Source organism: Pseudonocardia sp., assembly GCF_029263155.1.
Taxonomy (GTDB): domain Bacteria; phylum Actinomycetota; class Actinomycetes; order Mycobacteriales; family Pseudonocardiaceae; genus Pseudonocardia.
In genome coordinates, this window is the sequence record NZ_JAJCYB010000074.1 from 132,599 (window position 1) to 154,108 (window position 21,510).

Below are 21,510 nucleotides of genomic sequence, written 5' to 3' on the forward strand. Positions count from 1 at the left end.
CCCGGGTGCGATCCTTCCTCTGTGTCCAGGATCACCGTCGCACTGGTTGACGATCACGAGTTGGTGCGTGACGGCCTCGTCGCCTGGCTGGCCGGCACGTCCGAACGGATCACCGTACTCGACTCCACATGCACCGTCGGCGCACTCCGATCGGGCCCGGGCTGGGGTGCCGACGTCGTCCTGCTCGATCTGAACCTCGGCGACCGGACCACCGTCGAACAGAACATCCAGGTGCTCACCGATGCCGGTTCCCGGGTCGTCGTCGTCAGCGAGAACGAGAAGCCGACGGTCGTCCGGGAGGTCCTGCGCTGCGGGGCGATGGGCTACGTACCCAAGTCGGCCACCGCGGCGCAGATGGTGGAGGCCGTCGAACAGATCCACGCCGGTGGGACCTACATGACGCAGTCCCTCGCACTGGCCCTCCTGGCCGAGCCCGAGCCGAGCCGACCGGAGTTCAGCCGCCAGGAGCTGCGCACGCTGCAGATGTACGCAGGCGGTATGCCGCTCAAGTCGGTCGCTCTCCGGCTGGAGATCAGCGAAGGCACCGTGAAATCCTATGTGGACCGCATCAGGGAGAAGTACCACAGGGCCGGTCGCGGGGCGCCGACGAAGATCGAGCTCTACCGGCGGGCGGTCGAGGACGGCCACCTGCCCAGCGGGTGATCCCACCCGCTCCGGCGACGCCGGCAGGTCGGGGGGTTGGCAGCGGGCGCCGGGATGCGGCTAGGGTGGGCATCGTGGCGCGCCTGCTCCTTGGTTGCCGCGGCGGGGTCTGACCGACCGGCCCCTCGTCGCGGGTTCTCGGCGTGCGCCGGTCTCACCCCGATCGGCCACATCTGGAGCACACTCGCATGACCACCTCGCCCGACTCCTACACCGCTGCCGCGACCAGCGGGCTGCGCACCCCGTCGCTGCCCGTCCCCGACGCCCAGCCCGCCTGGAACCGGCAGCGCGGCTCGCACCTGCCCGTCGATCGCTACCGGCCGTTCCACGAGCTGGTGGAGCCGGTGTCGCTGCCCGACCGCACCTGGCCCGACACCCGCATCACCACGGCCCCCCTGTGGTGCGCGGTCGACCTGCGCGACGGCAACCAGGCGCTGATCGACCCGATGAGCCCGAGCCGCAAGCGCCGGATGTTCGAGCTGCTCGTCCGCATGGGCTACAAGGAGATCGAGGTCGGGTTCCCGGCCGCGAGCCAGACCGACTTCGACTTCGTCCGCGAGATCATCACCGAGGACCTGATCCCGGACGACGTCACGATCCAGGTGCTGACCCAGGCCCGCCCGGAGCTGATCGAGCGCACCTACGAGGCCTGCGAGGGTGCGCCGCGCGCGATCGTGCACCTCTACAACTCCACGTCGATCCTGCAGCGCCGTGTGGTGTTCCGGGCCGACCGCGCCGGCATCTCCAAGATCGCCACCGACGGCGCGGAGGAGGTGCTGCGGTTCAGCGAGAAGTACCCGGCCACCGACTGGCGTTTCGAGTACTCCCCCGAGTCCTACACCGGCACCGAGCTCCAGTACGCCGTCGACGTCTGCAACGCCGTCAGCGAGGTCTGGCAGCCCACGGCCGAGTCGCCGATGATCGTCAACCTGCCGGCGACGGTGGAGATGGCCACGCCCAACGTCTACGCCGATTCCATCGAGTGGATGCACCGCAACCTGGCCCGCCGCGACGGGATCGTGCTGAGCCTGCATCCGCACAACGACCGCGGCACCGCGGTGGCCGCGGCCGAGCTCGGCTACCAGGCGGGCGCCGACCGCATCGAGGGCTGCCTGTTCGGCAACGGCGAGCGCACCGGCAACGTCGACCTGGTGACGCTGGGGATGAACCTGTTCACCCAGGGCGTCGACCCGCAGATCGACTTCTCCGACATCGACGAGATCCGGCGCACCGTCGAGTACTGCAACCAGCTGGGTGTGGCCGAGCGCCACCCGTGGGGCGGCGACCTGGTCTACACCGCGTTCTCCGGCAGCCACCAGGACGCGATCAACAAGGGCTTCGCGGCGATGGAGGCCGGAGCGGCCGAGGCCGGCACGGACGTCGACGCCTACCGCTGGGAGGTGCCGTACCTGCCGGTCGATCCCAAGGACATCGGCCGCAGCTACGAGGCCGTGATCCGGGTGAACTCGCAGTCCGGCAAGGGCGGCGTCGCCTACATCATGAAGGCCGAGCACCAGCTGGACCTGCCACGACGGCTGCAGATCGAGTTCTCGAAGGTCATCCAGGAGGTCACCGACTCCGAGGGCGGCGAGGTCTCGCCCAAGGAGATGCGCGACGTCTTCGAGACCGAGTACCTCGACCGCGTCACCCCGCTCAAGCTGATCCGCCACCGGCTGACCAGCGACGGCGAGGGCACCGACGAGATCGTGGCCACCGTGCGCGTCGAGAACGACCTGCACGAGATCGTCGGCCGCGGCAACGGCCCGCTCGCCGCGTTCGTCGACGGGCTGGCCGGCATCGGCTTCGACGTGCGGATCCTCGACTATCACGAGCACGCGATGTCCTCCGGTGACGACGCCCGCGCCGCGGCCTATGTCGAGTGCACGGTGGAGGGCAAGGTGCTCTGGGGCGTCGGCGTCGACGGATCGATCGTCAGCGCGTCGCTCAAGGCCGTGGTGTCGGCCGTGAACCGCGCGATGAGGTAGCGTTTCTGGACGGCCGAGCAGATCACCGCAGCCCTGGCCGCGGCGGGCTTCGTCGACGTCGAGGTGACGGCGGCCGGTCATCGACCGGCCCCGAGCCCACCCTGCTCACAGTCACCGCCGCGGCGCCGGCTTTAGCGGCGGATGCGGTGCGAACGCGACATATCTGTCGCTATCGCACCACAGACGTCGATCATGACGCGGCGGCGGACCGGCCCTCGGCGAAGAACGCCGCCACCGCGGCCGCGTCGGGCAGGTCGGTCGCCGGCCGCAGGGCGCCGAAGCCCGCGTTCCAGAACGGGCCCTCGCGCGGCGTCCACGGGCCCACGTAGGCGTAGGGCTCGGGGTGGGCGTCGTCGCCGGGCGAGATGCCGTAGTTGACCTCGTCCGCGGTGATCGCCAGGTCGAAGTGCTCGGGCCACAGCACCGGCTCCTGGTCGGGGGCGAACGCGCGCAGGCCGGCGTCGCCGCGGGCGAACCAGCCGGTGATCTCGGCGGCGGCGGCCGGGTCGACGGAGATGTCGGTGTCCGGGTCGATGCCGGTCGTGTCGTGGTAGACGCCCTCCGGCGCGCCCGCCACGACCCCCACCGCCGCGGCCAGCTCGCGGTAGGTGCCGGCCAGCGGTGCGCGCCCGCCGTCCCAGAGGAGGTCGGTGCCCTCCACCCGCAGCGGGACGGCCACCCCGCCGAACCCGCCGGGGGTCACCCGCAGCCGGATGGTGCCGTGGGCGCGGTGCTGCGGGCCGGCGATCAGCAGCTCGGCCACCCCGTGCAGCGAGCGACGGGTCGGTTCGTCCATCGGGTCCTCCGTGTCCTGCTCCGCACCCGGATCGGGCGCCGGACCGGCTGGAGGTTACGCCGGTGTTGCACGACCGGGGCGGTGCCCGCGCCACGGCACGCGGCCGCACAATGAGCGGCATGCGAATCGCCATGGCTCAGGTGGACGCCGTCCTCGGCGACGTGGAGGCCAACATCGCGCGGGCCGAACGGGCGATCGCGGAGGCCAACGACGAGGGCGCGGATCTCGTGGTGTTCCCGGAGCTGTCGCTGACCGGGTTCTCCATGGCCGACATCGCCGACGACGTGTCGATGCCGCTGGACGACGAGCGGCTCACCGGCCTGGCCGCGCAAGCCCGCGGCGGGCTGCTCGTCGGGTTCCCCGAGGCGCAGGCGCACGGCCTGCACACCTACAACAGCGCCGCCTACTTCGAGGGCGGGAAGCTGGTGCACGTCCACCGCAAGCTCTACCTGCCCAACTACTCGATCTTCGAGGAGCGCAAGCACTTCCTTCCCGGCCAGACCTCGCGCGCCTACCCCGTGCAGGGCGGGCGGCACCGCGCGGCCACGCTGATCTGCAACGACGCCTGGCAGCCCCAGCTCGCGTTCCTGTCCACCCAGGACGGCGCGATGATCATGCTGGTGCCGGCGGCCAGCGCGCAGAGCATGTTCCCCGACCACTACGACTCCCGCGACTACTGGCAGGGCATCACCCGGTTCTACGGCCGGATGTACCAGCTCTACGTGGTGTTCGTGAACCGCGTGGGCGCCGAGGGCCAGCTGCGCTTCTGGGGCGGCTCGCACGTCGTCGACCCCTGGGGCGAGGTGATCGCCGAGGCGAAGGAGTTCGAGGAGCACCTGCTGACCATCGACATCGACGTCGCCGAGGTCCGGCGCAGGCGCCGCGGCATCCCGCTGGTCCGCGAGGCCCGCCTGGGGCTGCTGCGCCGCGAGATCGACCGGCTCCTCGAGGAGGGCGGCGACCTCTAGTCCACCGTCAGGAATCCACCGTCAGGGGCCCGACGAAGGTGCCGGGACGGGTGGCGCTGTCCTGACGCAGCACGGTGTCCCCCGACGTCCACGGCACCGTCAGCTGCGCGGTGTCGCCGGGGGGCGTCGTCACGACCCGCGCCGGCACCCACTCCGTGGACCCCAGCGAGCCGACCGAGCCGGGCTCGTAGGTGAGGTAGGTCAGCGTCGCGGTGGCGCTCTCCCCGGGACGCAGCGTCTCCTCCGGGCGCTCGTCGGTGGCTCCCGGCCGCAGCACCTGGTAGGTCTCCCCGTTGGGGTCCGGGGGCCCCACCAGGTCGACGCCCGGCACGCCCCGGATCCCGCAGGGCTGCGCCGAGGAGTTGGTGTAGACGATCGGCACCGTGCGCTGCCCCTCGCCCGCAGGCTCACCCAGGCCGACCGTCAGGTCCGCCGCGGTGCAGCGCGCCTGCGCGGCCGGGGCGGAGGACGTCTCCGAGACGGGCGCCGGGCTCGTGGACGGGGGCGCCGAGGGGCTCGTGGACGGGGCCGGCGCCGGGTCCGGCGCGGCGGCGCAGCCTCCGGCGGCGACGACCAGCGCAAGCACCGCCACGGCGCGGGCGGTCGAGCGGGAAGGAGAGATCATCACATCCCGATCATCCCGGGCGGGTCACCCGCCGGGCACGCGGGGCCCGCGAGCGGCCGGGCCGCCCCCGGTGCCCGCGGGCTACGCGGTGGCGAACGGCTCCAGCGTCGCGTCCGCCCGGATCCCGGCGAACTCCCGGTTCCAGATCGCGAAGTACATGACCTCCTCGTCGCTGCGCAGCGGCCAGCAGTGGGCCGGGGCCTCCGGCGCCCGGCCGGCGTCGGTGCCGGCCACGCGCTGCGCGGCGAGCGCGGCCAGCACCGTGCCCGCGCCCGAGCCGTCGCCGAACTGCTCCTTGCCCCGCCACAGCAGGTCCTCGGGCAGCCAGCCGGTGAACGCCTCGCGCAGCAGCGCCTTCTCCGGGCGGGCGCCGGACGCCGTCGTGCACTGCTTCCACTCCGGCGGCAGCGCGAGTGCGGTGCGCACGAGCGCCGCGTCGAGGAACGGCTCGCGCGCCTCCAGGCCGTAGAACATGGTGGTGCGGTCGCAGCGCTGCAGGTTGAGGCCGTGCAACTGCTCGAGGCTGCGCACCAGCTCGGCGTGCAGCGCGTCCGGGTCGGCGAACTCGTCGGTGTGCACGTAGGAGTACCCGGCGAACAGCTCGTCGGCGCCCTCCCCGGTGAGCACCACCTTCACCTTCCGTGACGCCTCGCGCGCCAGCAGCAGGTTCGGCACGGCGCTGCGGACCAGCGCCGGGTCGAAGTGCTCGATGACGGTGACGGCCTCGTCGAGCGCCTCGGCGATGGCGTCGGCGGTGACCTCGATCTCGTGGTGGTCGCTGCCGACGTGGCGGGCGACGCGGGCCGCCGCGACGAGGTCGGCGCTGCCCGGGGTGCCGACGGCGAAGGTCGGCAGGACCTCCCCGCGCTCGTGCGCCTCACGGGCGGCGATGGCCGCGACCAGCGCCGAGTCCAGGCCGCCGGACAGGAACACCCCGACGCCGACGTCGCTCATCATCCGTCGCCGCACCGCGGCAACCACGGCGTCGCGGACCTCGTCGAGCACGACGTTGTCCCACGTCTCGTACCGTGCCCGGCGCGCGGGCCGGACCTCGACGGGCACCGCGTCGGCGAAGCGCACGACGCCCGCGCCGGGTGTCCACAGCGAGCCGGGCGGGAACGCCTGCACGCGTGGCCGGTCGACCTCGTCGAAGGCCCGCAGCTCGCTGGCGAACACCGTGACGTCACCGTCGTCGACCCAGTACAGCGGCTTGACACCCATCGGGTCGCGCGCGACCAGGCCACCGCCGTCGGCGGTGACCATGGCGATCGCGAACATCCCGTTCAGCGTGGCCACGGCCGCGGGCCCGCCGCGCATCACCGCGTGCAGCGCGGCCTCGGTGTCCGACTTCGACATCAGCACCCCGTCGGGCAGCCGCGAGGTGAGCCGCTCGTGGTTGTAGATCTCACCGTTGCCGACGATCCACACCGTCTCGTCGAGGTCGGACAGCGGCTGGTGCCCGCCGCTGACGTCGATGATCGAGAGCCGCTGGTGCCCGAGCCACGCCCCGTCGACCTTGTGGACCCCGGTGTCGTCGGGTCCGCGGTGCGCGATCCGCGCGAGCATCCGCTCGCACCTGTCAGGGTCGATGTTGCCGTAGGCGGCCACGATCCCGCACACGATGTCCCACCTTCTCCCGCGCCTGGCGTCGACCGCGGGAATCCCAGCATGTCACGCGACACGGCGCGCTCGTCGAGCGTGCGATGCCGCCTTCCCCGCCACGGCGGCACGTCAGGCCCCACCGTAGGCCGTGAACCCGCACCAGTTGACGAACCCGCGCGGGTCCGAGGTGTCCAGGGCGGCGCGGGCCCGGTGCAGCGCATCGGTCATCCGGAGCCCGTCGGCGAGCCCCCGGTGCAGGTGGGCGGCCAGCGCGATCGACTCCGAGTCACCCACCGGAACGATGCTCGCGACCAGGCCCGCCGTGCCGCGCGACAGCAGGGCGCCGACGAAGCCGAGCACCTCGTCCCCCGCATAGCTGGTGTCCGCCGCGGAGTCGCAGGACGCGAGCACCATCCGGGCGGGCGCGATGCCGCGCAGGTCGAGCTCGTGCAGCGTCAGGGGCCCGTCCGCCATCTGCAACGACGAGAAGATCGGGTTGTCCGACCGGAGCACGCCGTGGCAGGCCAGGTGCACCAGCCCGGCGCCGGACATGGCCTCCAGCACGGACGCGGTCGTCGCCGCCGACCCGGTGTGCACGACCGCTCCGGTGTGGCAGGCCGCCACCGCGGCCGCCTCCGGCTCCGCACCGGGCAGATCGGGACCGGCGACGACGAGCACCGACGCGGGCGCGCCGCGGCGTCGCCGGGTGGCCGCCCACAGGGACGCGGACGGGGCCACGCCCACCGGCCCGTCGTGCAGGGCGGACCACGGGACCCGGTGGGTGTCGCTGGTCGGTATCACCACCAGGGGCACGTCCGGGTCCAGGCCGAGCGGCCCGACGGCGAGCCGCCGCAGCGTGGCCAGCGCGTGCTCGGCGCTCGCGCGGGCACCCTCCAGCGCTGCGGGACGGCCCGGTCTGGTCAACCGGCGCAGCGCGAACAGCAGGGAGTCCGACTCGAACCGCAGCGGCGCCAGCGGGCCCAGCTCGACGACCCGGGTCCGGGTCCGGTCCACGACGAGAGCGAGCAGGTCCGCGCCGTGGCGCACGTAGGAGACGAGGACGCGGTCCTCGAGCAGGTCCCGCACCGCGGAGGCCGGGACCACCGCCCCCGGCGTGCCGGGCGAGGCCCGGCGGCTCCAGGTGGCCCGCCGGATACGGGCCTCCCCCGCCGCCTGCCGCGCGAGCAGCGCCGCCGGTTCCACGCCGGTCCCGCGGCGGGCCTCGGCCAGCTCCGCGCGCAGCGCCGCGAGCGCCGCCCGTTCCTCGATCACGGCGTCGGGCGCCGGCGGATCGGCCACGAGCAGCGCCGCGGCGCGGGTGCGCTCGGTCCAGTCGAACGTCCGGGCCGGGCGTCGTGACCGCAGCAGGACGCCCAGCCCCAGCCGGCCCAGCTCCACACCGTGTCCCGACGCGAGCGCGCGCAGCTCCATCGACGGGAGCGCCGCGCGATGTGCGGCCAGGTCGTCGAGGCCGGCCCGGCAGTGGGCGAGGACCCCCGCGCCGTCGTCCGCCGCGGCCGCTGCGAGACCCGCGGCCAGGCGGCCCTGGAGCCGCAGGAGCACCGGGCCCTCACGGGACCGGTCGTACGCGGACATCCACCGCCTGCGGGCGGTCCCGGAGCGGCCCGCCGCGGACGCGACCCGTCCGGCGACGATGTCGGCCGCGACCGCGCCGGCCACCATCCCCGATCTGCCCAGGGTGTCCGCGGCCCGGCAGATCCGTCCCACGTCCTGGGCCTGCGACCGCGCGGACTGCCGGCCCGCCTCGACCGAGACGACGGTGGCCAGCGCGACCCACCCGTTCCGGCGCTGGCTGCGGAACTGACCGATCGCGCGGTCCGCCTCGGCCCGGGCCTGCTCGGCGTCACCGGCGTGCAGGACGACCTCGGCGAGCCGCAGCCGGGCCTCGGCCGCGATCAGCGGCACGTCGTTGAGCTCGAGCGCGTCCGCCGCGCGGCGGCCGAGCTCGGCCGCCTCGGGGAGGGCCCGCAGCGCGAGGAGCGTCTCGGTGTGCTCGGCGTAGAACTCCCCCAGCGGCAGCCCGGCGGCGGTGAGCAGCTGGACGGCCTCGTCGAACTGGCGCAGCGCCTCGGAGAGCCGGCCCGACTGGGCCAGCACCACCCCCCGGTTGTGCGCCACGAAGCCCACGAACGCGGGCCCGACCTCGCGGGCCAGCGCCGCGGCCAGGTCGATGTGTTCCAGGGCTCGGTCGAACTCGCCCGACAACGACTCGGCCAGCGCCAGGTTGTTGGCGGCCCGCGTGCGGACGTCGACCGGGGCCGCCGGGGCGGACAGGATCTCCCGCAGGATCTCCGCGCCGGACGCGACGTGCCCGACGTTGCAGAGCAGGACGGCTCGCTTGAGCTGCAGATCCGGGGAGTCGGCCGCGGTGACCAGCTCGCCCGCGCGGTGCAGGTCCCGGCGCGCCGCCGTCGTCTTCCCCAGCTCCAGGTTCACCGCCGCCCGGGTCGTCAGCACCTCACCGAGCCGGTGCGGCAGCCCGCCGCGGCGGGCCAACCGACTCGCCTCCATCAGCAGGCGCAGGGCGGCGACGTTGCGCTGCTGTGCGCGCTCGGACCACGCGACCGCGCGGAGGGCCACGACCAGGGCCTCCACCGCCCCGGCGCGCCGGGCTTCCCGGACCACCGAGCGCGCCTCGGTCTCGAACCCGGCCGGATCACCCACGACGCCGTCGTGGGCGGCGATTGCCCGTATCAGCAGTGCACCGTCTGGGCTCTCGTCATCGGCGCCGGTCACCGGGAGGATTCTGCCCACGACGGCTCGGCGCGTCGAGGAGAGGAAACCCATGGCGACACCCCCGAAGATGCCCTTCCCGACCCACGACTACCCGGACGAACGGACCCGCGAGCAGCGGCAGCGCGAGCGCCGCGAGGTGGTCAAGCAGGCGGCGAGCCTGCTGCGTCTGGCGACCGACGACGCCGAACGGCGGCGGATCGTCGGACGTATCCGCGAGCGGCGCGCAGGCGCACCGCGGTCGGTGCAGGTCGAGCTCGTGCCCCGGGCCGACGGACCCGATCTCGTGGCCGCGTCCGGGCGGCTCCTGATCCGGGAGCGTGACCTGGCGGCCAACCGGGAGGTGCTGCGGCGGCTGGGCATCACCGAGGCCGGGCGGACCGGCAACGTCACCCTGCTCGACGTCCCGGCGGGAGCGGCTCCCGACGGCATCGCCGCACTCGCCGCGCGGATCCGCAAGGACGGGGCGCCGGTCTCGGTCGACCATGTCGCACCGCTCGGTGCCTGGATGAAGGGTGAGGGCGGCCCCGAGCCGACGACGGGCGCCCGGCGCTTCCCGGCCGTCGAGTTCCCACAGAAGTCCCCGCCACCCGCGATCGCCGTCCTCGACAGCGGGATCAGCAACGCCGGCCGCACGGACGGCTACCTCGGGGCGAACATCGCTCCCGCCGATGTCGACCCGCTCGACATCTTCCCGACCCTCGGCCTGCTCGACGCCGACGCCGGCCACGGGTCGTCCGTGGTGGGCATCGTCCAGCAGGTCGTGCCGCCCGCCGCGATCGGCAGCTACCGCGTGGCCGACAGCGACGGGATCACGACCTCGTTCGACGTCGCGGACAAGATGCGCCTGGCGGTGCGGCAGGGAGCGATGATCCTGAACCTGTCGCTGGGCACGGCGACCGAGGACGGGAACCCGCCGATCGCGCTGCAGGACGTGGTCGACGAGCTCCTGCAGGACAACCCGGAGGTCCTGATCGTGTGCGCGGCGGGCAACGACGCCTCGACCACGAAGGTGTGGCCCGCGGCGTTCGCCGAGACCCACCCCAACGTCGTCGCCGTCGCCGCGCTCGACGCCGCGGGCGCTCCCGCGCCGTGGTCCAGCCACGGTCGGTGGGTGACCTGCTCCACGATCGGCGAGGGCGTCGCGTCCACCTACGTCGTGGGCACCGAGGACGGGCCACTCATCGGCGACCCCACGCCCGACACGTTCCATCCGCCCAACCCGTGGGCGGTCTGGAGCGGGACGTCGTTCGCCGCGCCGCAGATCGCCGGGGCGGTCGCCCGGATCTGCAGCCAGAACGTGGGGGTCGGGCCGCGCCAGGCGCTCAAGCTGCTCGAGGCGGACGCGACGCCGGCCGCGGCCGGCTCGCCGTACGGGTGGACGGTCGAGATCCTGCCGGGAACCTGACCGGACCCGGACCCGGACGCGGTATCGGCATCCCGGCAGGCTGCCGGTACCGCGACCGGCCGCCGCGTCACATCGCGGCGGAGGCGGTCTCCACGACGGTCCCGTCGGCGAGGCGACAGCGCAGCCATACCCGGGCGGTGCCGGAGGGGACCGGCACGGCGAACCGGCCCAGATCGTCGGCGACGGAGCTACCCACGACGGTCTCCGCACTGCGCAGCTCCAGCTCAGCGGCCTGGGCCGGGATCAGCTGCCCGAGCAACCGCCGCCCGGACGGCGTGGCGTCGAGTTCCACCTCGACCGTGAGGCCGTCGGACTCGAACGTGAGGATCCGGGGCTGCGCCGCCGCGCGGACCGCGACCGCGACGTCGTCGAGCAGGGAGTCGTAGGTCAGGGCGGCGATCTCGGCATCCACGGTGCGCCAGGTGAAGACCTCCCGGGCGGCGTCGAGCACCTCGGGGGGCGGCTCGTTCCGCCCGCGCAGCAGGGCGGCCAGCTCGTCGAGCAGGGCGCGGTCCCCGAACTCGGGATCGGCGTTCATCTCAGCACTCCGCCGCGCTCGTCGTCCCGCCGGCCGCGAGCAGCCGTCGCAGCCGCTCCAGGCAGCGGGCGCGGGTGGGGCCGATGCTGCCGATGGGCATGTCCAGTGCCTGCGCGACCTCCGCGTAGGGCGGCCCGACGACGATCACCATGTGCAGCAGCACCCGGCAGTTCTCGGGGAGCGCGGCGAACGCGTGCCAGAGCCTGCGGTCGCGGTCGCGGTCCATCGTCAGCGACTCCGGCGTGGGCGCGTGGCCGACGGCATCGAGGTCCAGCCGGGACTCGTCGTCGGTCGGGAACTCGCGTCCCCGCAGGCGCAGCAGCCGCAGCGACTCGCGGCGCGCCGTGGTGGCCAGCCAGCCGCCGAGGCGCTCGGGCTGGGAGATCCGGTCCAGGTTCTCCACCAGCCGCAACCACGTGGTCTGCGAGACCTCCGCGGAGTCCGCCGGACCCAACCGGTGAGCGGCGGCGATGGACCACACCAGCCGGCCGAAGCTCGTCACCAGCCCGTCCCACGCGTCCTTGTCGCCGGCTGCGGCCCGCCGCACGGTGTCCGCCACTTCGGTCGGTTCCACTCGCCCCATCCATGGTCCGCCACGCCCGCGGGTCTCGCGGAGCGCTGACGGTAACCCAGACGTCGCTGTCCATGTCCCACCCTTCCTCGGTGTCCTGTACGAGCGACCACGAGGCCCGGAGATACCGCGCGTCCGGGTGAGCACCACCACGGCGAACGGGGGATCACCGACGCTCGGTGATCCCCCGTTCGGCGACCGGTGGACGTCAGGCCGCCGCCGTGACCACCTGCGGGCGGTAGCTCTCGATGATGTCCATGAACTCCTTGTGCTCGGCCGCGGGCACGCCGAGGAAGTTCAGGGTGGATGCGATCTCCAAGGCGACGGCGTCGAACTGCTCCGGGGTGATGGCCATCGTCTCGTGGGCCTTGGTCATGTCCAGGCCGGGATAGCACTTCGGCCCGCCGGCCGCCTCCACCGACCACGCCGTGACCAGGAACTTGTAGCCCGGAGCGTTCGCAGGAACCCCGTGGTGAGCGTGCACCGCCTCGTTGGCGTTGACCGAGGCGTTCTCGAAGAGCCGGTCGACCAACACGTCGACCGCTCCTGCGATCGCGTAGATGCCTCCCAGCCGGTCGTACAGGGTCTCGTCAGCCATGTCCGCTCCTCGTTGCACGTGGTGGTGTGAGCAACCCCACTGTCCCAAGCACTCAGTCACGCAGTCAACGGTGCACAACACAACCCGGCACGATATGAGGGGTCAGTGGCCGAGGATCTCCGTCACCGATCCGGGTGGCTGCGGCACGTCACCACCGGCGAGCACGTCGTCCCCGGGGGCCGCGTCCACGCGGTGCGGCTGGAGGGTCCCGCTGCGGATGTCCTCGGCGAAGTGACAGGCCACCCGGTGCCCGACCGGCGACCCGTCGAGGACGCGCAGCTGCGGGCGCTCGTCGTCGCAGCGGGTGGGCTGGCGCCACGGGCAGCGGGTGTGGAAGCGGCAGCCCGCGGGCGGCGCGGCCGGGGACGGCAGGTCGCCGGTGAGCAGGATGCGCTCGCGGCGGTCCTCCAGCTCCGGGTCGGGCACCGGCACCGCTGAGAGCAGCGCGCGCGTGTACGGGTGCTGCGGGTCGTCGTAGAGGTCCTGGCTCGGCGCCTCCTCCACGATCGCGCCCAGGTACATGACCCCGATCCGGTCGCTGACGTGGCGCACCACCGCCAGGTCGTGGGCGATGACCAGGTAGGTCAGGCCCAGCTCCCGCTGCAGCCGGCTCAGCAGGTTGAGCACCTGGGCCTGCACCGAGACGTCCAGGGCCGACACCGGCTCGTCGGCGACGACGAGGTCGGGCTCGACACACAGCGCGCGGGCGATGCCGATGCGCTGGCGCTGGCCGCCGGAGAACTCGTGCGGGTAGCGGCGCAGGGCCGAGCGCGGCAGCCCGACCTGCTCGACGAGCTCGCGCAGCCGCGCGCCGTCGGCCGCGTCACCCTTCGACAGCCCGTGCGCCTTGATGCCCTCCAGCAGCAGCGACTCCACCGACTGGCGGGGGTCCAGCGACGACAGCGGGTCCTGGAAGACCATCTGGAACCGCCGACGCATCCGCCGCAGCTCCTCGCCCTTCAGCGAGGCCACGTCGGTGCCGTCGAAGACGATCTGCCCGGACGTCGGGTCGACCAGCCGCAGGATGGCCCGCCCGAGCGTGGACTTGCCGCAGCCCGACTCGCCCACCAGCCCGTAGGTCTCGCCGCGCTGCACCGTCAGCGACACCCCGTCGACGGCGTAGACGTGACCGACGGTGCGGTCCAGCACCAGGCCGCGCTTGATCGGGAAGTGGACGGCGACGTCACGGACGTCGAGCAGGGGCTCGGTGGTCATCGCCGCCTCATTCCGCGTTCGCCGGGACGGGGTTGTGACAGCGCAGCAGGCGGCCGCCGCTGGTGTCGGGCTCCGGCGTCGTGGTGCGGCAGACCTCGATCGCCCGCGCGCAGCGCGGCGCGAACGCGCACGCGTCGGTCCACGGCAGGTTGTCGGCGACCGAGCCGGGAATGGCCGTCAGGTCCTCGCCCGCGGGCGCGTCCAGGCGTGGGATCGAACCGAGCAGCCCGTTCGTGTACGGGTGGCGCGGCGTGCCGAACAGCCGGTGGCGTTGCGCGCGCTCGACGATCCGCCCGCCGTAGAGCACGTTCACCGTCTCGCACAGCCCGGCGACGACCCCCAGGTCGTGCGTGATCATCACCAGTGCCGCGCCGGTGTCACGCACCATCTCCTTGAGCAGTTCGAGGATCTGGGCCTGGATGGTGACGTCGAGCGCGGTGGTCGGCTCGTCGGCGATGAGCAGCTTGGGGCGGCAGGCCAGCGCGATCGCGATGAGCGCGCGCTGGCGCATCCCGCCGGAGAGCTGGTGGGGGTAGGAGTCCAGGCGCCGGCGCGGGTCGGGGATGCCGACGCGGTCGAGCAGGTCGGCGGCCTCGGTGCGGGCGGCCTCCTTGCGCATCCCGCGGTGCCGCGTGAGCACCTCGGTGACCTGCACCCCGATCGGGATGACCGGGTTCAGCGAGGACAGCGGGTCCTGGAAGACCATCGACAGGTCGCGGCCGCGCCGTTCCCGCATCGCGCTCTCCGGCAGCGTCAACAGGTCGACGCCCTCCATCACGGCGCTGCCGGTGACCCGCACGCCACGAGCCGGGAGCAGGCGGGTGATGGCCATGGAGGTGACGGACTTGCCGCAGCCCGACTCCCCGACCAGCCCGACGATCTGTCCGGGGGCGACGTCGAAGCTGACCCCGTCGACGGCGATCGTGTCCGGCTCGCCGCGCCGGGTGAAGGCGACGGTGAGGTCGCGCACGGCCAGCAGCGGCTCCCCCGCCGGCGTGCCGCCGGGCGACTTCTGCAGCGACGCGGTCATCGGCTGCCCTTCGGGTCCAGTGCCTCGCGCAGCGACTCGCCCAGCAGCGTGAAGCCCAGCGCCACCACGATGATCGCGAAAGCCGGGTAGAGCGCGAGGGCCGGTCGCACGTCGAGATATGCCTGGGCCTGGGCGAGCATCAGTCCCCACTCGGCGCGGCCCGGGTCGGCGTCGCCGAGGCCGAGGAAGGACAGGGCGGCGGCGTCGAGGATGGCCGTGGCCAGGGTCAGGGTGGCCTGCACGATCACCGGACCGAGCGCATTGGGCAACATGTGTCTCAGCACGACGGCGGAACGCCGGACCCCGAGCGCCGTGACCGCCACGACGTGGTCACTGTCCCGCTGGGCCAGCATCGCCCCACGCAGCAGCCGCGCGAAGATCGGCACCGCCACGATCGACACCGCGATGATCACCGTGGTCTGCGAGGGGCTGGCCGCCAGGGCCGCCACGGAGATCGCGAGGAGCAGGCTCGGGATCGAGAGCAGGACGTCGGTGACCCGCATGAGGACGTTGTCGACCCACCCGCCGAACGCGCCGGCGAGGGTACCGATGACCAGCCCGACCGCGAGTCCGATGAGCGTCGCGACCACGCCGACGACCAGCGTCTGCTGCGCGGCCAGGATCATCCGCGAGAAGAAGTCGCGTCCGAGCTGGTCGCCGCCCAGCGGGAAACCCTCCTGCGGGCCGGGGATCTGGCCCGGCCGAAGCTCGTCGAGCAGCTGCGGGAACGCCTCGGTGGCGTTGTTCGGCGCGATCACCGGGGCCAACACCGCGACCAGGACGAACAGCCCGACGATCGACGCGCCCGTGATCGCCACCGGGTCGCGGCGCAGCCTGCGCAACGCCTCCACGCTCAGGCTCCGGCCGCCGGCCACGTCGTCGATGCGGGCCCGGCGTCGCTCCAGCCATGTCGTCGCCATCGCTACAGCCGCACTCTCGGGTCGATGATCGCGTAGGAGAGGTCGACGAGCAGGTTGACGACGATGTAGACCAGCGCCCCGAGGAGCAGGATCGCCTGCAGCCGCGGGTAGTCGCGTCGTTCGATCGCCTCGGCGAGCAGGGTGCCCAGCCCGCCCCAGACGAACACCCGCTCGGTCAGCACCGCGCCGGCGAGCAGCAGCCCCACCTGCAGGCCGACCGTCGTCGACACCGGGAGCAGCGCGTTGCGCAGCACGTGCCTGCCGCGGATCGTGCCCGGCGTGAGCCCCTTGGAGCGTGCGGTCCGGACGAAGTCGGCGCCGGTCACGTCCAGAACCGATGCCCGGGTGATGCGGACGATCACCGCGAGCGGGATCGTCGCGAGCGCGACGGCGGGCAGCACGAGGTGGACGAGCGCGTCGAGGGTCGCGTCGAACTCCCCGGTGAGCAGGCCGTCGAGGATCGCGAAACCGGTGACGTCGGTGGCATCGATGCGGACCGACTGGCGTCCCGAGGGCGGGAACCAGCCCAGTTGCACCGCGAACACGGCCTTCAGCACGTAGCCGAGGAAGAACACGGGCACCGCGACGCCCACCAAGGTCCCGATCACGGTGCCCGCGTCCAGCGGGCGGCCCCGGTTGACGGCGGCGAGGTAACCCAACGGTATGCCCAGCCCGACGGCGAGGACCAGCGCCGCCACCGACAGCTCCACGGTGGCCGGCAGCGCCCGGGCGATCTCGAGCAGCACCGGCTGTCCCGTGATGGACGAGGTCCCGAAGTCGCCGGTGACCGCTCGGCCGAGAAACTGCAGGTACTGCAGCGGAATCGGCTGGTCCAGCCCGTAGAGCCGATTGAGTTCGGCGACGCGCTCGGGCGTCGCGCGATCGCCGAGCAGCGCGACCGCCGGTCCGCCCGGGAGGTTGCGCAGCCAGGCGAAGACCAGCAGCGACAGGAGGAGCAGCGTCGGGATCACCTGCAGGAGTCGGCGCAGGACGAACCGGAGCATTCATCCTCCCCGAAGACGAGCGCTAAGGGTGGCACCGCCCCGCAGGACGGTGCCACCCGGGGGTCGGCCTCAGTTCACGCCGACGGTGACGAACCGCTCGTCGGTCAGCGGGGACGGAACGAGACCCTGCACGCCCTCCCGCACCACCAGCGCGGGCGGCGAGTGGCTGATCGGGACGGCAGGCAGGTACTCCATCACCGCCGCGTTCGCGGACCGGTAGGCGGTGGCGCCCGCCTCCGGGCTGGTGGCGGCGTCCCCGGCGGCGATCTGCTGGAACAGCTGCGGGTTGTCGAACCCGAACTCCGGCTTCGGTCGTCCGAAGAACGTGCCGATGAAGTTCCCGGCGTAGTTGAAGTCACCGGTCCAGCCGAGCAGGTGCAGGTCGTGGGAGCCGTTGACGGTCACCGAGTCCAGGTATCCACCGTTCCAGGGCTGTGCGACCGGGTTCACGGTGATGCCGACCTGGCTGAGGTTCTCGGCCAGCGCGGTGAAGATGTTGGTGGGGTTGGGCATGTACGGGCGGGTCACGTCGGTCGGGTAGTAGAAGTCGAGCGTGAGGTTCGGCTGCCCGGCCTCCGCCAGCAGCGCCCGGGCTCGTTCGGGGTCGTACGGGATCGCTTCCAGGCCGGGGTTGTAGCCCTCGACGGCCTCGGGCATGAACTGCGTCGCGACCTCCGCCCCCTCGGGCAGCTGCGTCCGGACGAGCGATTCACGGTCGAGCGCGGCGGCGATCGCCTGGCGGACGCGGATGTCCTGCAGCGCGGGGTTGCCCGCCTGGTTGATGCCGAGGTAGAGGATGTTGAACGGCTGGCGGATGAGCAGCTGGTTGCCGGCGTCTCGCAGCCCCTGCCACTGTGCGGGCGGCGGGTAGTCGTAACCGTCGATCGTGCCGGCCTGCAGCTCCTGCTGGCGGGCGTTCTCGTCCGCGATGACCCGGAAGATCAGCTGGTCGAGCTGCGCGGGCTCACCCCAGTACTCGTCGTTGCGGACGAGCGTGATCGTGCCGCTGGCCCGGTCGAAGCTCTCGAACCGGAACGGCCCGGTGCCGATGGGGTGCTGGTTGGCGTACTCGCTGAACGTGAACGCCTCGCCGCTCTGGGTCACCTCGTCGCCGTTGTACTGCTCGATCGCCTCTGGGCTCTGGATGGACAGCGACGTGAGGCCGAACGCGGCCGGGAACAGGCCGCGCGGCTGGGTGAGACCCAGCACCGCGGTCTGCGCGTCGGGGGCCTCGCACCCCGCGTAGACCGACTCACCGACGCCCTCGATCTGGTTGTCGGCATAGCCACCGAACTGGTCGCTGTAGTAGATGGCCTGGCTCTGTGCCGCCGCGCTGGGCAGGTTGTGCCAGCGCTCGAAGTTGGCGCACACGGCGGCGCCGTCGAGCGGGGTGCCGTCGTGGAAGGTGACGCCCTCCCGGATGGTGAACGTCCACTCTGTGCCCTCGGCGTTCGGCGTCCACTCGGTGGCCAGGCCCGGCGCGAGGTCGGAGGTGCCCGGCGCGTAGGTGATGAGGGTCTCGTACATCTGGCGGGCGGGACGGAAGGTCTCCCCGTCCTGGGCGAAGAGGGGGTCGAAGTGCGCCGGTTCACCCGGCACCCCGAACACCATCGTGCCGCCGCCCTCGCCGCCGGCGGCATCGGCGCCGCCGTCCCGCTCGGATGCGCAGGCGGCAAGGGTCACGGCGAGCACGCCCGCGGTCAGGGCGGCGGACAGTCGTCGGGCAGATCTCATGGACGGCACCTCTTCGTAGGAGACCCGCGAACGGTAATGGGGTGAACTACGGATGGGTAGCCGTTGACGTCACGGTTGCGCTACGACGCGGGAGGCGGCGTAACGGCCCGCTCCCGGACCGTCACGGGGCGTCGGCGGCCGGTCCCGGACCGCGGGCGGGGACGCGCCGGCACGGCGCAGGCATGCGCATCCGTCGAGCACACCGGCGCTCCGGAACCGCCGCCACCGTGGCGCCGATGATCGTCGGTTCGGAACCCGGAGACGTGGCCCGATGCGCTGCGCGGTCCCGCGCGTCGATCTTCGACGGTGGGGCGAGGGAGGGCCGAAGATCACCGGAGCGGAACGGGGAGGCGTGCGAGCTGCGGCTCGGAGTTCCCGTACGTCGATCACCGGCCCCGCGCAGGCGGATCAGCCGGCGGCGGCGAGATCGGCCGCGGGCACGCCGGGACCGTCGAACTCCCCCGCCTTGACGCCGCGGACGAAGGCCGTCCACTCCTCGCCGGTGAAGGTGAGCGTCGTCGAGCGCGCCGCGTCCTTGGTGTCCCGCACGATCACCGAGCCGTCGGGCGAGTGCCCCACCTCGACGCAGTCGCCGAAGTTGCAGAAGCTGCTGGTCTTGAACTCGATCATCGCGGGGCAGTCCTCGGGTTCGGGGGGGCGTACTCGTCGTGATAACGACCGATCGTCGCCGCGGACACTTCCGCGGTCTGGGCGTGCCCCGATGCATCGGCGAAGACGTCTTTATACAGGTCCACATCGGAGGCGCCATTGAGGTAGCTGTCCCCGGCGTGGCCCTCCACGTAGACGACGTCGGAGCCGAGCGCGTGCGGGATCTCGACCAGCACGAAGTGACCGGCGTGGGCCCGGAGGATCCCCGCCGTGAACGGCAGCACCTGGATGGTCACGTTGGGCGATTCGGCCGCAACCGCGAGGTGCTCGAGCTGGGCCGCCATCACCTCACGGCCGCCGACGGGTCGGCGCAGCACAGCCTCGTCGAGCAGTGCGTGGAGTTCCAGCGGGGCCGGATCGGCACGCCGCAGTGCCTCCTGCCGCTTGGAACGCAGCTCGACCAGCCTGTCGATCTCGGCAGGCGGGTGATGCGGCAACGTCGCCGTGAGGACGGCCCGGGCGTACGCGGGTATCTGCAGCAGGCCGTGGACGACGGTGATGTCGAACGAGCGCACCGCGGTGGCGTCGTTCTCCAGCGCGGCGTAGCGGCCGGGTTGATCGAGCACGAACCGCTCGGGTGCGACCCCGTCGGTCAGCGGCTCCCACCACCCGTGTTCCCGCCCGTCCTTGACCAGCCGCAGCAGCATGTCGCTCTCGGTCTCGGACGTGACGCCGTAGATGCGCATCAGCTCGCGGACGTCGGGGACCTTCGGCACCCCCTTCCCCGTCTCCAGCCGGGAGATCTTCGACGTGGAGCACGTCATCATCTCGGCCACATCGTCGAGGGTGAGGCCGACCTTCAGGCGGAGTCGCCGCAGCTCGGCGCCGAGGCGCCGGCGGGATCCGATCGGGCTCTGCGGTGCGGCCATGGCCCCTTCTCGTTGGTGCGGGCGGGTGATGGTAGCGGGAATGCAATTGCATGAGGCACTGTCTTGCGGCAATCTAAGCACCAGCGCTCGATGTGGCGACAGTCACCACGCCGAGCCGCTGGCACATCTCTTCCCGAGAGGAGGCCGACGTGATCGCACCACCGACCGCGCCCCTTCTCGGCCCGCCTCCGCCCCGACGGTCGGTCCGGCACCCCGGACCCCCGTCTCCCGTTCCGGCCCGCGCCGGGAACCTCCGTCCCCCCGGTGACCACCAGGGGGAAGTCGCCACGGGAAGGAGCACGTCGATGTCCGCCAAGAAGATCCAGAACTCCGCCGCGCCCCGCGGGGGGTGGTCACCGTGATCGTCTTGCTGATCATCGGAGGACTCGCCCTCATCGCGCTGATCGCCGTCGTCGTCGGCATCGTCGACGCTGCCCATGCGCGGGCCTGGCGGGAGGTCGCGGCCGATCGCCGTGGCGAGTGGGAGGCACGCCGGCCCGAGTTCCACGGCCCGTACGAGGCCTGGGACGAGGACTGATCCCCGGGCGGTCCCGGGGAGTGACCGAGCCGGACCCGGCCGTCCGCGCAGCTACAGCGCGCGGCGGCCGGACAGGGCTCGGCCGAGCGTGAGTTCGTCGGCGAACTCCAGGTCGCCCCCCATCGGCAGCCCCGAGGCGAGCCGGGTGACCGACAGCCCGGGGAAGTCGCGCAGCAGCCGCACCAGGTAGGTGGCCGTGGCCTCGCCCTCGGTGTTCGGGTCGGTCGCGATGATCACCTCGGCGATCTCGGTCTCGTCCGGCGCCGGGCCGGTGCCGCCCAGGCGCGCCAGCAACTCGCGGATGCGCAGGCCGTCGGGCCCGACGCCGGCCAGCGGGTCCAGCGCCCCGCCCAGCACGTGGTAGCGGCCCTTGAACTCGCGGGTTCGCTCCACGGCCAGCACGTCCTTGGGCTCCTCCACGACGCAGACGACCGTGGGGTCGCGGCGGGCGTCGGCGCAGTAGCGGCAGCGCTCCCGCTCCGAGACGTTGCCGCAGACCTCGCAGAACTGCACCCCGAGCTTGACCTTCTGCAGCACGTCCTGCAGCCGCGACACGTCCGCCGGGTCGGCGGCGAGCAGGTGGAACGCGATGCGCTGGGCGCTCTTGGGCCCGACCCCGGGCAGCCGGCCGAGCTCGTCGATCAGGTCCTGGACCGGCCCCTCGAACACGAGACGATGTCCTCAGGCCCCGGGCAACCCGGGCAGGCCGCCGAGCCCACCGGCCAGCGGCCCCATCTTCTGGGCCTGCAGCTCCTGCGCGGCGCGCGCGGCGTCCTGCATGGCGCCGACGATGAGGTCCTGCAGCGTCTCCACGTCGGACGGGTCGACGAGCTGCGGGTCGATCTTCACGCCCTGCACCTGGCCCGACGCCGTCATCCGGACGTGCACGAGCCCGTTGCCCGCCTGCCCGACGACCTCGGTGGTGGCCAGCTCGGCCTGCGCGGACATCAGCTGTTCCTGCATCTGCTGGGCCTGCTGCATCAGCGCCTGCAGGTCGAGATCCCCCGGGTTCACGGCACGCTC

21 protein-coding genes are annotated in these 21,510 nt (G+C 72.8%); 5 read left to right on the forward strand and 16 right to left on the reverse strand.

Annotated elements, in window-relative coordinates; all coding sequences use genetic code 11:
• Nucleotides 1–21: 21 nt before the first annotated feature.
• Both Q1K26_RS15190 and leuA read left to right on the forward strand, forming a co-directional pair.
• Complete coding sequence (locus Q1K26_RS15190; RefSeq protein ID WP_300012429.1) at nucleotides 22–663, forward strand: response regulator transcription factor; 642 nt, start codon at nucleotides 22–24, stop codon at nucleotides 661–663.
• Between the two features lie 188 nt (nucleotides 664–851).
• Nucleotides 852–2,648 (forward strand): 2-isopropylmalate synthase, encoded by a 1,797-nt coding sequence (gene leuA, locus Q1K26_RS15195; RefSeq protein ID WP_300012432.1) that lies wholly within the window; start codon nucleotides 852–854, stop codon nucleotides 2,646–2,648.
• A 190-nt stretch (nucleotides 2,649–2,838) separates the two neighbouring features.
• On the opposite strand, the gene Q1K26_RS15200 is transcribed toward leuA, so the two are convergent.
• Nucleotides 2,839–3,444, reverse strand: coding sequence for a hypothetical protein (locus Q1K26_RS15200; RefSeq protein WP_300012435.1), 606 nt, complete (start codon nucleotides 3,442–3,444; stop codon nucleotides 2,839–2,841).
• A gap of 119 nt (nucleotides 3,445–3,563) precedes the next feature.
• On the opposite strand from Q1K26_RS15200, the gene Q1K26_RS15205 reads away from it, so the two are divergent.
• Nucleotides 3,564–4,412 (forward strand): nitrilase-related carbon-nitrogen hydrolase, encoded by an 849-nt coding sequence (locus tag Q1K26_RS15205; RefSeq protein ID WP_300012438.1) that lies wholly within the window; start codon nucleotides 3,564–3,566, stop codon nucleotides 4,410–4,412.
• 7 nt (nucleotides 4,413–4,419) lie between these two features.
• Here Q1K26_RS15205 and Q1K26_RS15210 read toward each other — a convergent pair whose 3' ends face one another.
• The 3 genes from Q1K26_RS15210 to Q1K26_RS15220 all read right to left on the reverse strand — a co-directional run bounded on the left by Q1K26_RS15210 (nucleotide 4,420) and on the right by Q1K26_RS15220 (nucleotide 9,396).
• Complete coding sequence (locus tag Q1K26_RS15210; RefSeq protein ID WP_300012441.1) at nucleotides 4,420–5,037, reverse strand: DUF4232 domain-containing protein; 618 nt, start codon at nucleotides 5,035–5,037, stop codon at nucleotides 4,420–4,422.
• A gap of 81 nt (nucleotides 5,038–5,118) precedes the next feature.
• Nucleotides 5,119–6,657 carry an asparagine synthase (glutamine-hydrolyzing) gene (asnB, locus tag Q1K26_RS15215; RefSeq protein WP_300012443.1) on the reverse strand — a complete coding sequence of 513 codons (1,539 nt, stop codon included), beginning with the start codon at nucleotides 6,655–6,657 and terminating at the stop codon, nucleotides 5,119–5,121.
• A gap of 111 nt (nucleotides 6,658–6,768) precedes the next feature.
• Nucleotides 6,769–9,396: a CHAT domain-containing tetratricopeptide repeat protein gene (locus Q1K26_RS15220; RefSeq protein WP_300012446.1), complete on the reverse strand. Its 2,628-nt coding sequence runs from the start codon at nucleotides 9,394–9,396 to the stop codon at nucleotides 6,769–6,771.
• A gap of 49 nt (nucleotides 9,397–9,445) precedes the next feature.
• Between Q1K26_RS15220 and Q1K26_RS15225 the strand changes: the two genes are divergently transcribed.
• A complete protein-coding gene (locus Q1K26_RS15225; protein ID WP_300012449.1) occupies nucleotides 9,446–10,801 on the forward strand; it encodes a S8/S53 family peptidase in 1,356 nt (451 codons plus the stop codon).
• 67 nt (nucleotides 10,802–10,868) lie between these two features.
• Here the strand turns inward: Q1K26_RS15225 and Q1K26_RS15230 are convergent, their stop codons facing one another.
• The 10 genes from Q1K26_RS15230 to Q1K26_RS15275 all read right to left on the reverse strand — a co-directional run bounded on the left by Q1K26_RS15230 (nucleotide 10,869) and on the right by Q1K26_RS15275 (nucleotide 19,949).
• Nucleotides 10,869–11,339: a hypothetical protein gene (locus Q1K26_RS15230; protein WP_300012452.1), complete on the reverse strand. Its 471-nt coding sequence runs from the start codon at nucleotides 11,337–11,339 to the stop codon at nucleotides 10,869–10,871.
• A 1-nt stretch (nucleotide 11,340) separates the two neighbouring features.
• Nucleotides 11,341–11,913, reverse strand: a complete 573-nt coding sequence (locus Q1K26_RS15235; RefSeq protein WP_300012455.1) for a sigma-70 family RNA polymerase sigma factor — start codon at nucleotides 11,911–11,913, stop codon at nucleotides 11,341–11,343.
• 205 nt (nucleotides 11,914–12,118) lie between these two features.
• The gene (locus tag Q1K26_RS15240) at nucleotides 12,119–12,508 is read right to left on the reverse strand and encodes a group 1 truncated hemoglobin (protein ID WP_300012458.1); all 390 of its coding nucleotides are present in this window, start codon (nucleotides 12,506–12,508) and stop codon (nucleotides 12,119–12,121) included.
• 102 nt (nucleotides 12,509–12,610) lie between these two features.
• A complete protein-coding gene (locus Q1K26_RS15245) occupies nucleotides 12,611–13,723 on the reverse strand; it encodes an ABC transporter ATP-binding protein (RefSeq protein WP_300012461.1) in 1,113 nt (370 codons plus the stop codon).
• A gap of 7 nt (nucleotides 13,724–13,730) precedes the next feature.
• On the reverse strand, nucleotides 13,731–14,753 hold the full coding sequence (locus Q1K26_RS15250) for an ABC transporter ATP-binding protein (RefSeq protein ID WP_300012463.1): 1,023 nt from the start codon (nucleotides 14,751–14,753) through the stop codon (nucleotides 13,731–13,733).
• The gene (locus Q1K26_RS15255; RefSeq protein WP_300012466.1) at nucleotides 14,750–15,673 is read right to left on the reverse strand and encodes an ABC transporter permease; all 924 of its coding nucleotides are present in this window, start codon (nucleotides 15,671–15,673) and stop codon (nucleotides 14,750–14,752) included. The genes Q1K26_RS15250 and Q1K26_RS15255 overlap by 4 nt, the downstream gene beginning before the upstream one ends.
• Before the next feature lie 2 nt (nucleotides 15,674–15,675).
• Nucleotides 15,676–16,677 (reverse strand): ABC transporter permease, encoded by a 1,002-nt coding sequence (locus Q1K26_RS15260; protein ID WP_300012469.1) that lies wholly within the window; start codon nucleotides 16,675–16,677, stop codon nucleotides 15,676–15,678.
• Between the two features lie 69 nt (nucleotides 16,678–16,746).
• Nucleotides 16,747–18,411 carry an ABC transporter substrate-binding protein gene (locus tag Q1K26_RS15265; protein ID WP_300012472.1) on the reverse strand — a complete coding sequence of 555 codons (1,665 nt, stop codon included), beginning with the start codon at nucleotides 18,409–18,411 and terminating at the stop codon, nucleotides 16,747–16,749.
• A gap of 408 nt (nucleotides 18,412–18,819) precedes the next feature.
• The gene (locus Q1K26_RS15270) at nucleotides 18,820–19,041 is read right to left on the reverse strand and encodes a DUF397 domain-containing protein (RefSeq protein ID WP_300012475.1); all 222 of its coding nucleotides are present in this window, start codon (nucleotides 19,039–19,041) and stop codon (nucleotides 18,820–18,822) included.
• The gene (locus Q1K26_RS15275; RefSeq protein WP_300012478.1) at nucleotides 19,038–19,949 is read right to left on the reverse strand and encodes a helix-turn-helix transcriptional regulator; all 912 of its coding nucleotides are present in this window, start codon (nucleotides 19,947–19,949) and stop codon (nucleotides 19,038–19,040) included. Before Q1K26_RS15275 ends, Q1K26_RS15270 begins: the two co-directional genes overlap by 4 nt.
• A 358-nt stretch (nucleotides 19,950–20,307) precedes the next feature.
• Here Q1K26_RS15275 and Q1K26_RS15280 point away from each other — a divergent pair, with 358 nt between their 5' ends.
• Nucleotides 20,308–20,487: a hypothetical protein gene (locus Q1K26_RS15280; RefSeq protein WP_300012481.1), complete on the forward strand. Its 180-nt coding sequence runs from the start codon at nucleotides 20,308–20,310 to the stop codon at nucleotides 20,485–20,487.
• Nucleotides 20,488–20,538: 51 nt separating this feature from the next.
• On the opposite strand, the gene recR is transcribed toward Q1K26_RS15280, so the two are convergent.
• Nucleotides 20,539–21,156: a recombination mediator RecR gene (gene recR, locus Q1K26_RS15285; protein WP_300012484.1), complete on the reverse strand. Its 618-nt coding sequence runs from the start codon at nucleotides 21,154–21,156 to the stop codon at nucleotides 20,539–20,541.
• Nucleotides 21,157–21,168: 12 nt separating this feature from the next.
• Complete coding sequence (locus Q1K26_RS15290) at nucleotides 21,169–21,501, reverse strand: YbaB/EbfC family nucleoid-associated protein (protein WP_300012487.1); 333 nt, start codon at nucleotides 21,499–21,501, stop codon at nucleotides 21,169–21,171.
• Nucleotides 21,502–21,510 lie beyond the last annotated feature (9 nt).

Excerpts from the sequence above, each read along its gene's own strand:
- Q1K26_RS15260 (WP_300012469.1), bottom strand. The coding sequence starts at position 16,677 with ATGCTCCGGTTCGTCCTGCGCCGACTCCTGCAGGTGATCCCGACGCTG.
- Q1K26_RS15200 (WP_300012435.1), bottom strand. The coding sequence starts at position 3,444 with ATGGACGAACCGACCCGTCGCTCGCTGCACGGGGTGGCCGAGCTGCTG.
- Q1K26_RS15255 (WP_300012466.1), bottom strand. The coding sequence starts at position 15,673 with ATGGCGACGACATGGCTGGAGCGACGCCGGGCCCGCATCGACGACGTG.
- Q1K26_RS15230 (WP_300012452.1), bottom strand. The coding sequence starts at position 11,339 with ATGAACGCCGATCCCGAGTTCGGGGACCGCGCCCTGCTCGACGAGCTG.
- Q1K26_RS15245 (WP_300012461.1), bottom strand. The coding sequence starts at position 13,723 with ATGACCACCGAGCCCCTGCTCGACGTCCGTGACGTCGCCGTCCACTTC.
- Q1K26_RS15275 (WP_300012478.1), bottom strand. The coding sequence starts at position 19,949 with ATGGCCGCACCGCAGAGCCCGATCGGATCCCGCCGGCGCCTCGGCGCC.
- Q1K26_RS15205 (WP_300012438.1), top strand. The coding sequence starts at position 3,564 with ATGCGAATCGCCATGGCTCAGGTGGACGCCGTCCTCGGCGACGTGGAG.
- Q1K26_RS15210 (WP_300012441.1), bottom strand. The coding sequence starts at position 5,037 with ATGATCTCTCCTTCCCGCTCGACCGCCCGCGCCGTGGCGGTGCTTGCG.
- Q1K26_RS15250 (WP_300012463.1), bottom strand. The coding sequence starts at position 14,753 with ATGACCGCGTCGCTGCAGAAGTCGCCCGGCGGCACGCCGGCGGGGGAG.
- Q1K26_RS15225 (WP_300012449.1), top strand. The coding sequence starts at position 9,446 with ATGGCGACACCCCCGAAGATGCCCTTCCCGACCCACGACTACCCGGAC.
- leuA (WP_300012432.1), top strand. The coding sequence starts at position 852 with ATGACCACCTCGCCCGACTCCTACACCGCTGCCGCGACCAGCGGGCTG.
- Q1K26_RS15240 (WP_300012458.1), bottom strand. The coding sequence starts at position 12,508 with ATGGCTGACGAGACCCTGTACGACCGGCTGGGAGGCATCTACGCGATC.
- Q1K26_RS15270 (WP_300012475.1), bottom strand. The coding sequence starts at position 19,041 with ATGATCGAGTTCAAGACCAGCAGCTTCTGCAACTTCGGCGACTGCGTC.
- Q1K26_RS15265 (WP_300012472.1), bottom strand. The coding sequence starts at position 18,411 with ATGAGATCTGCCCGACGACTGTCCGCCGCCCTGACCGCGGGCGTGCTC.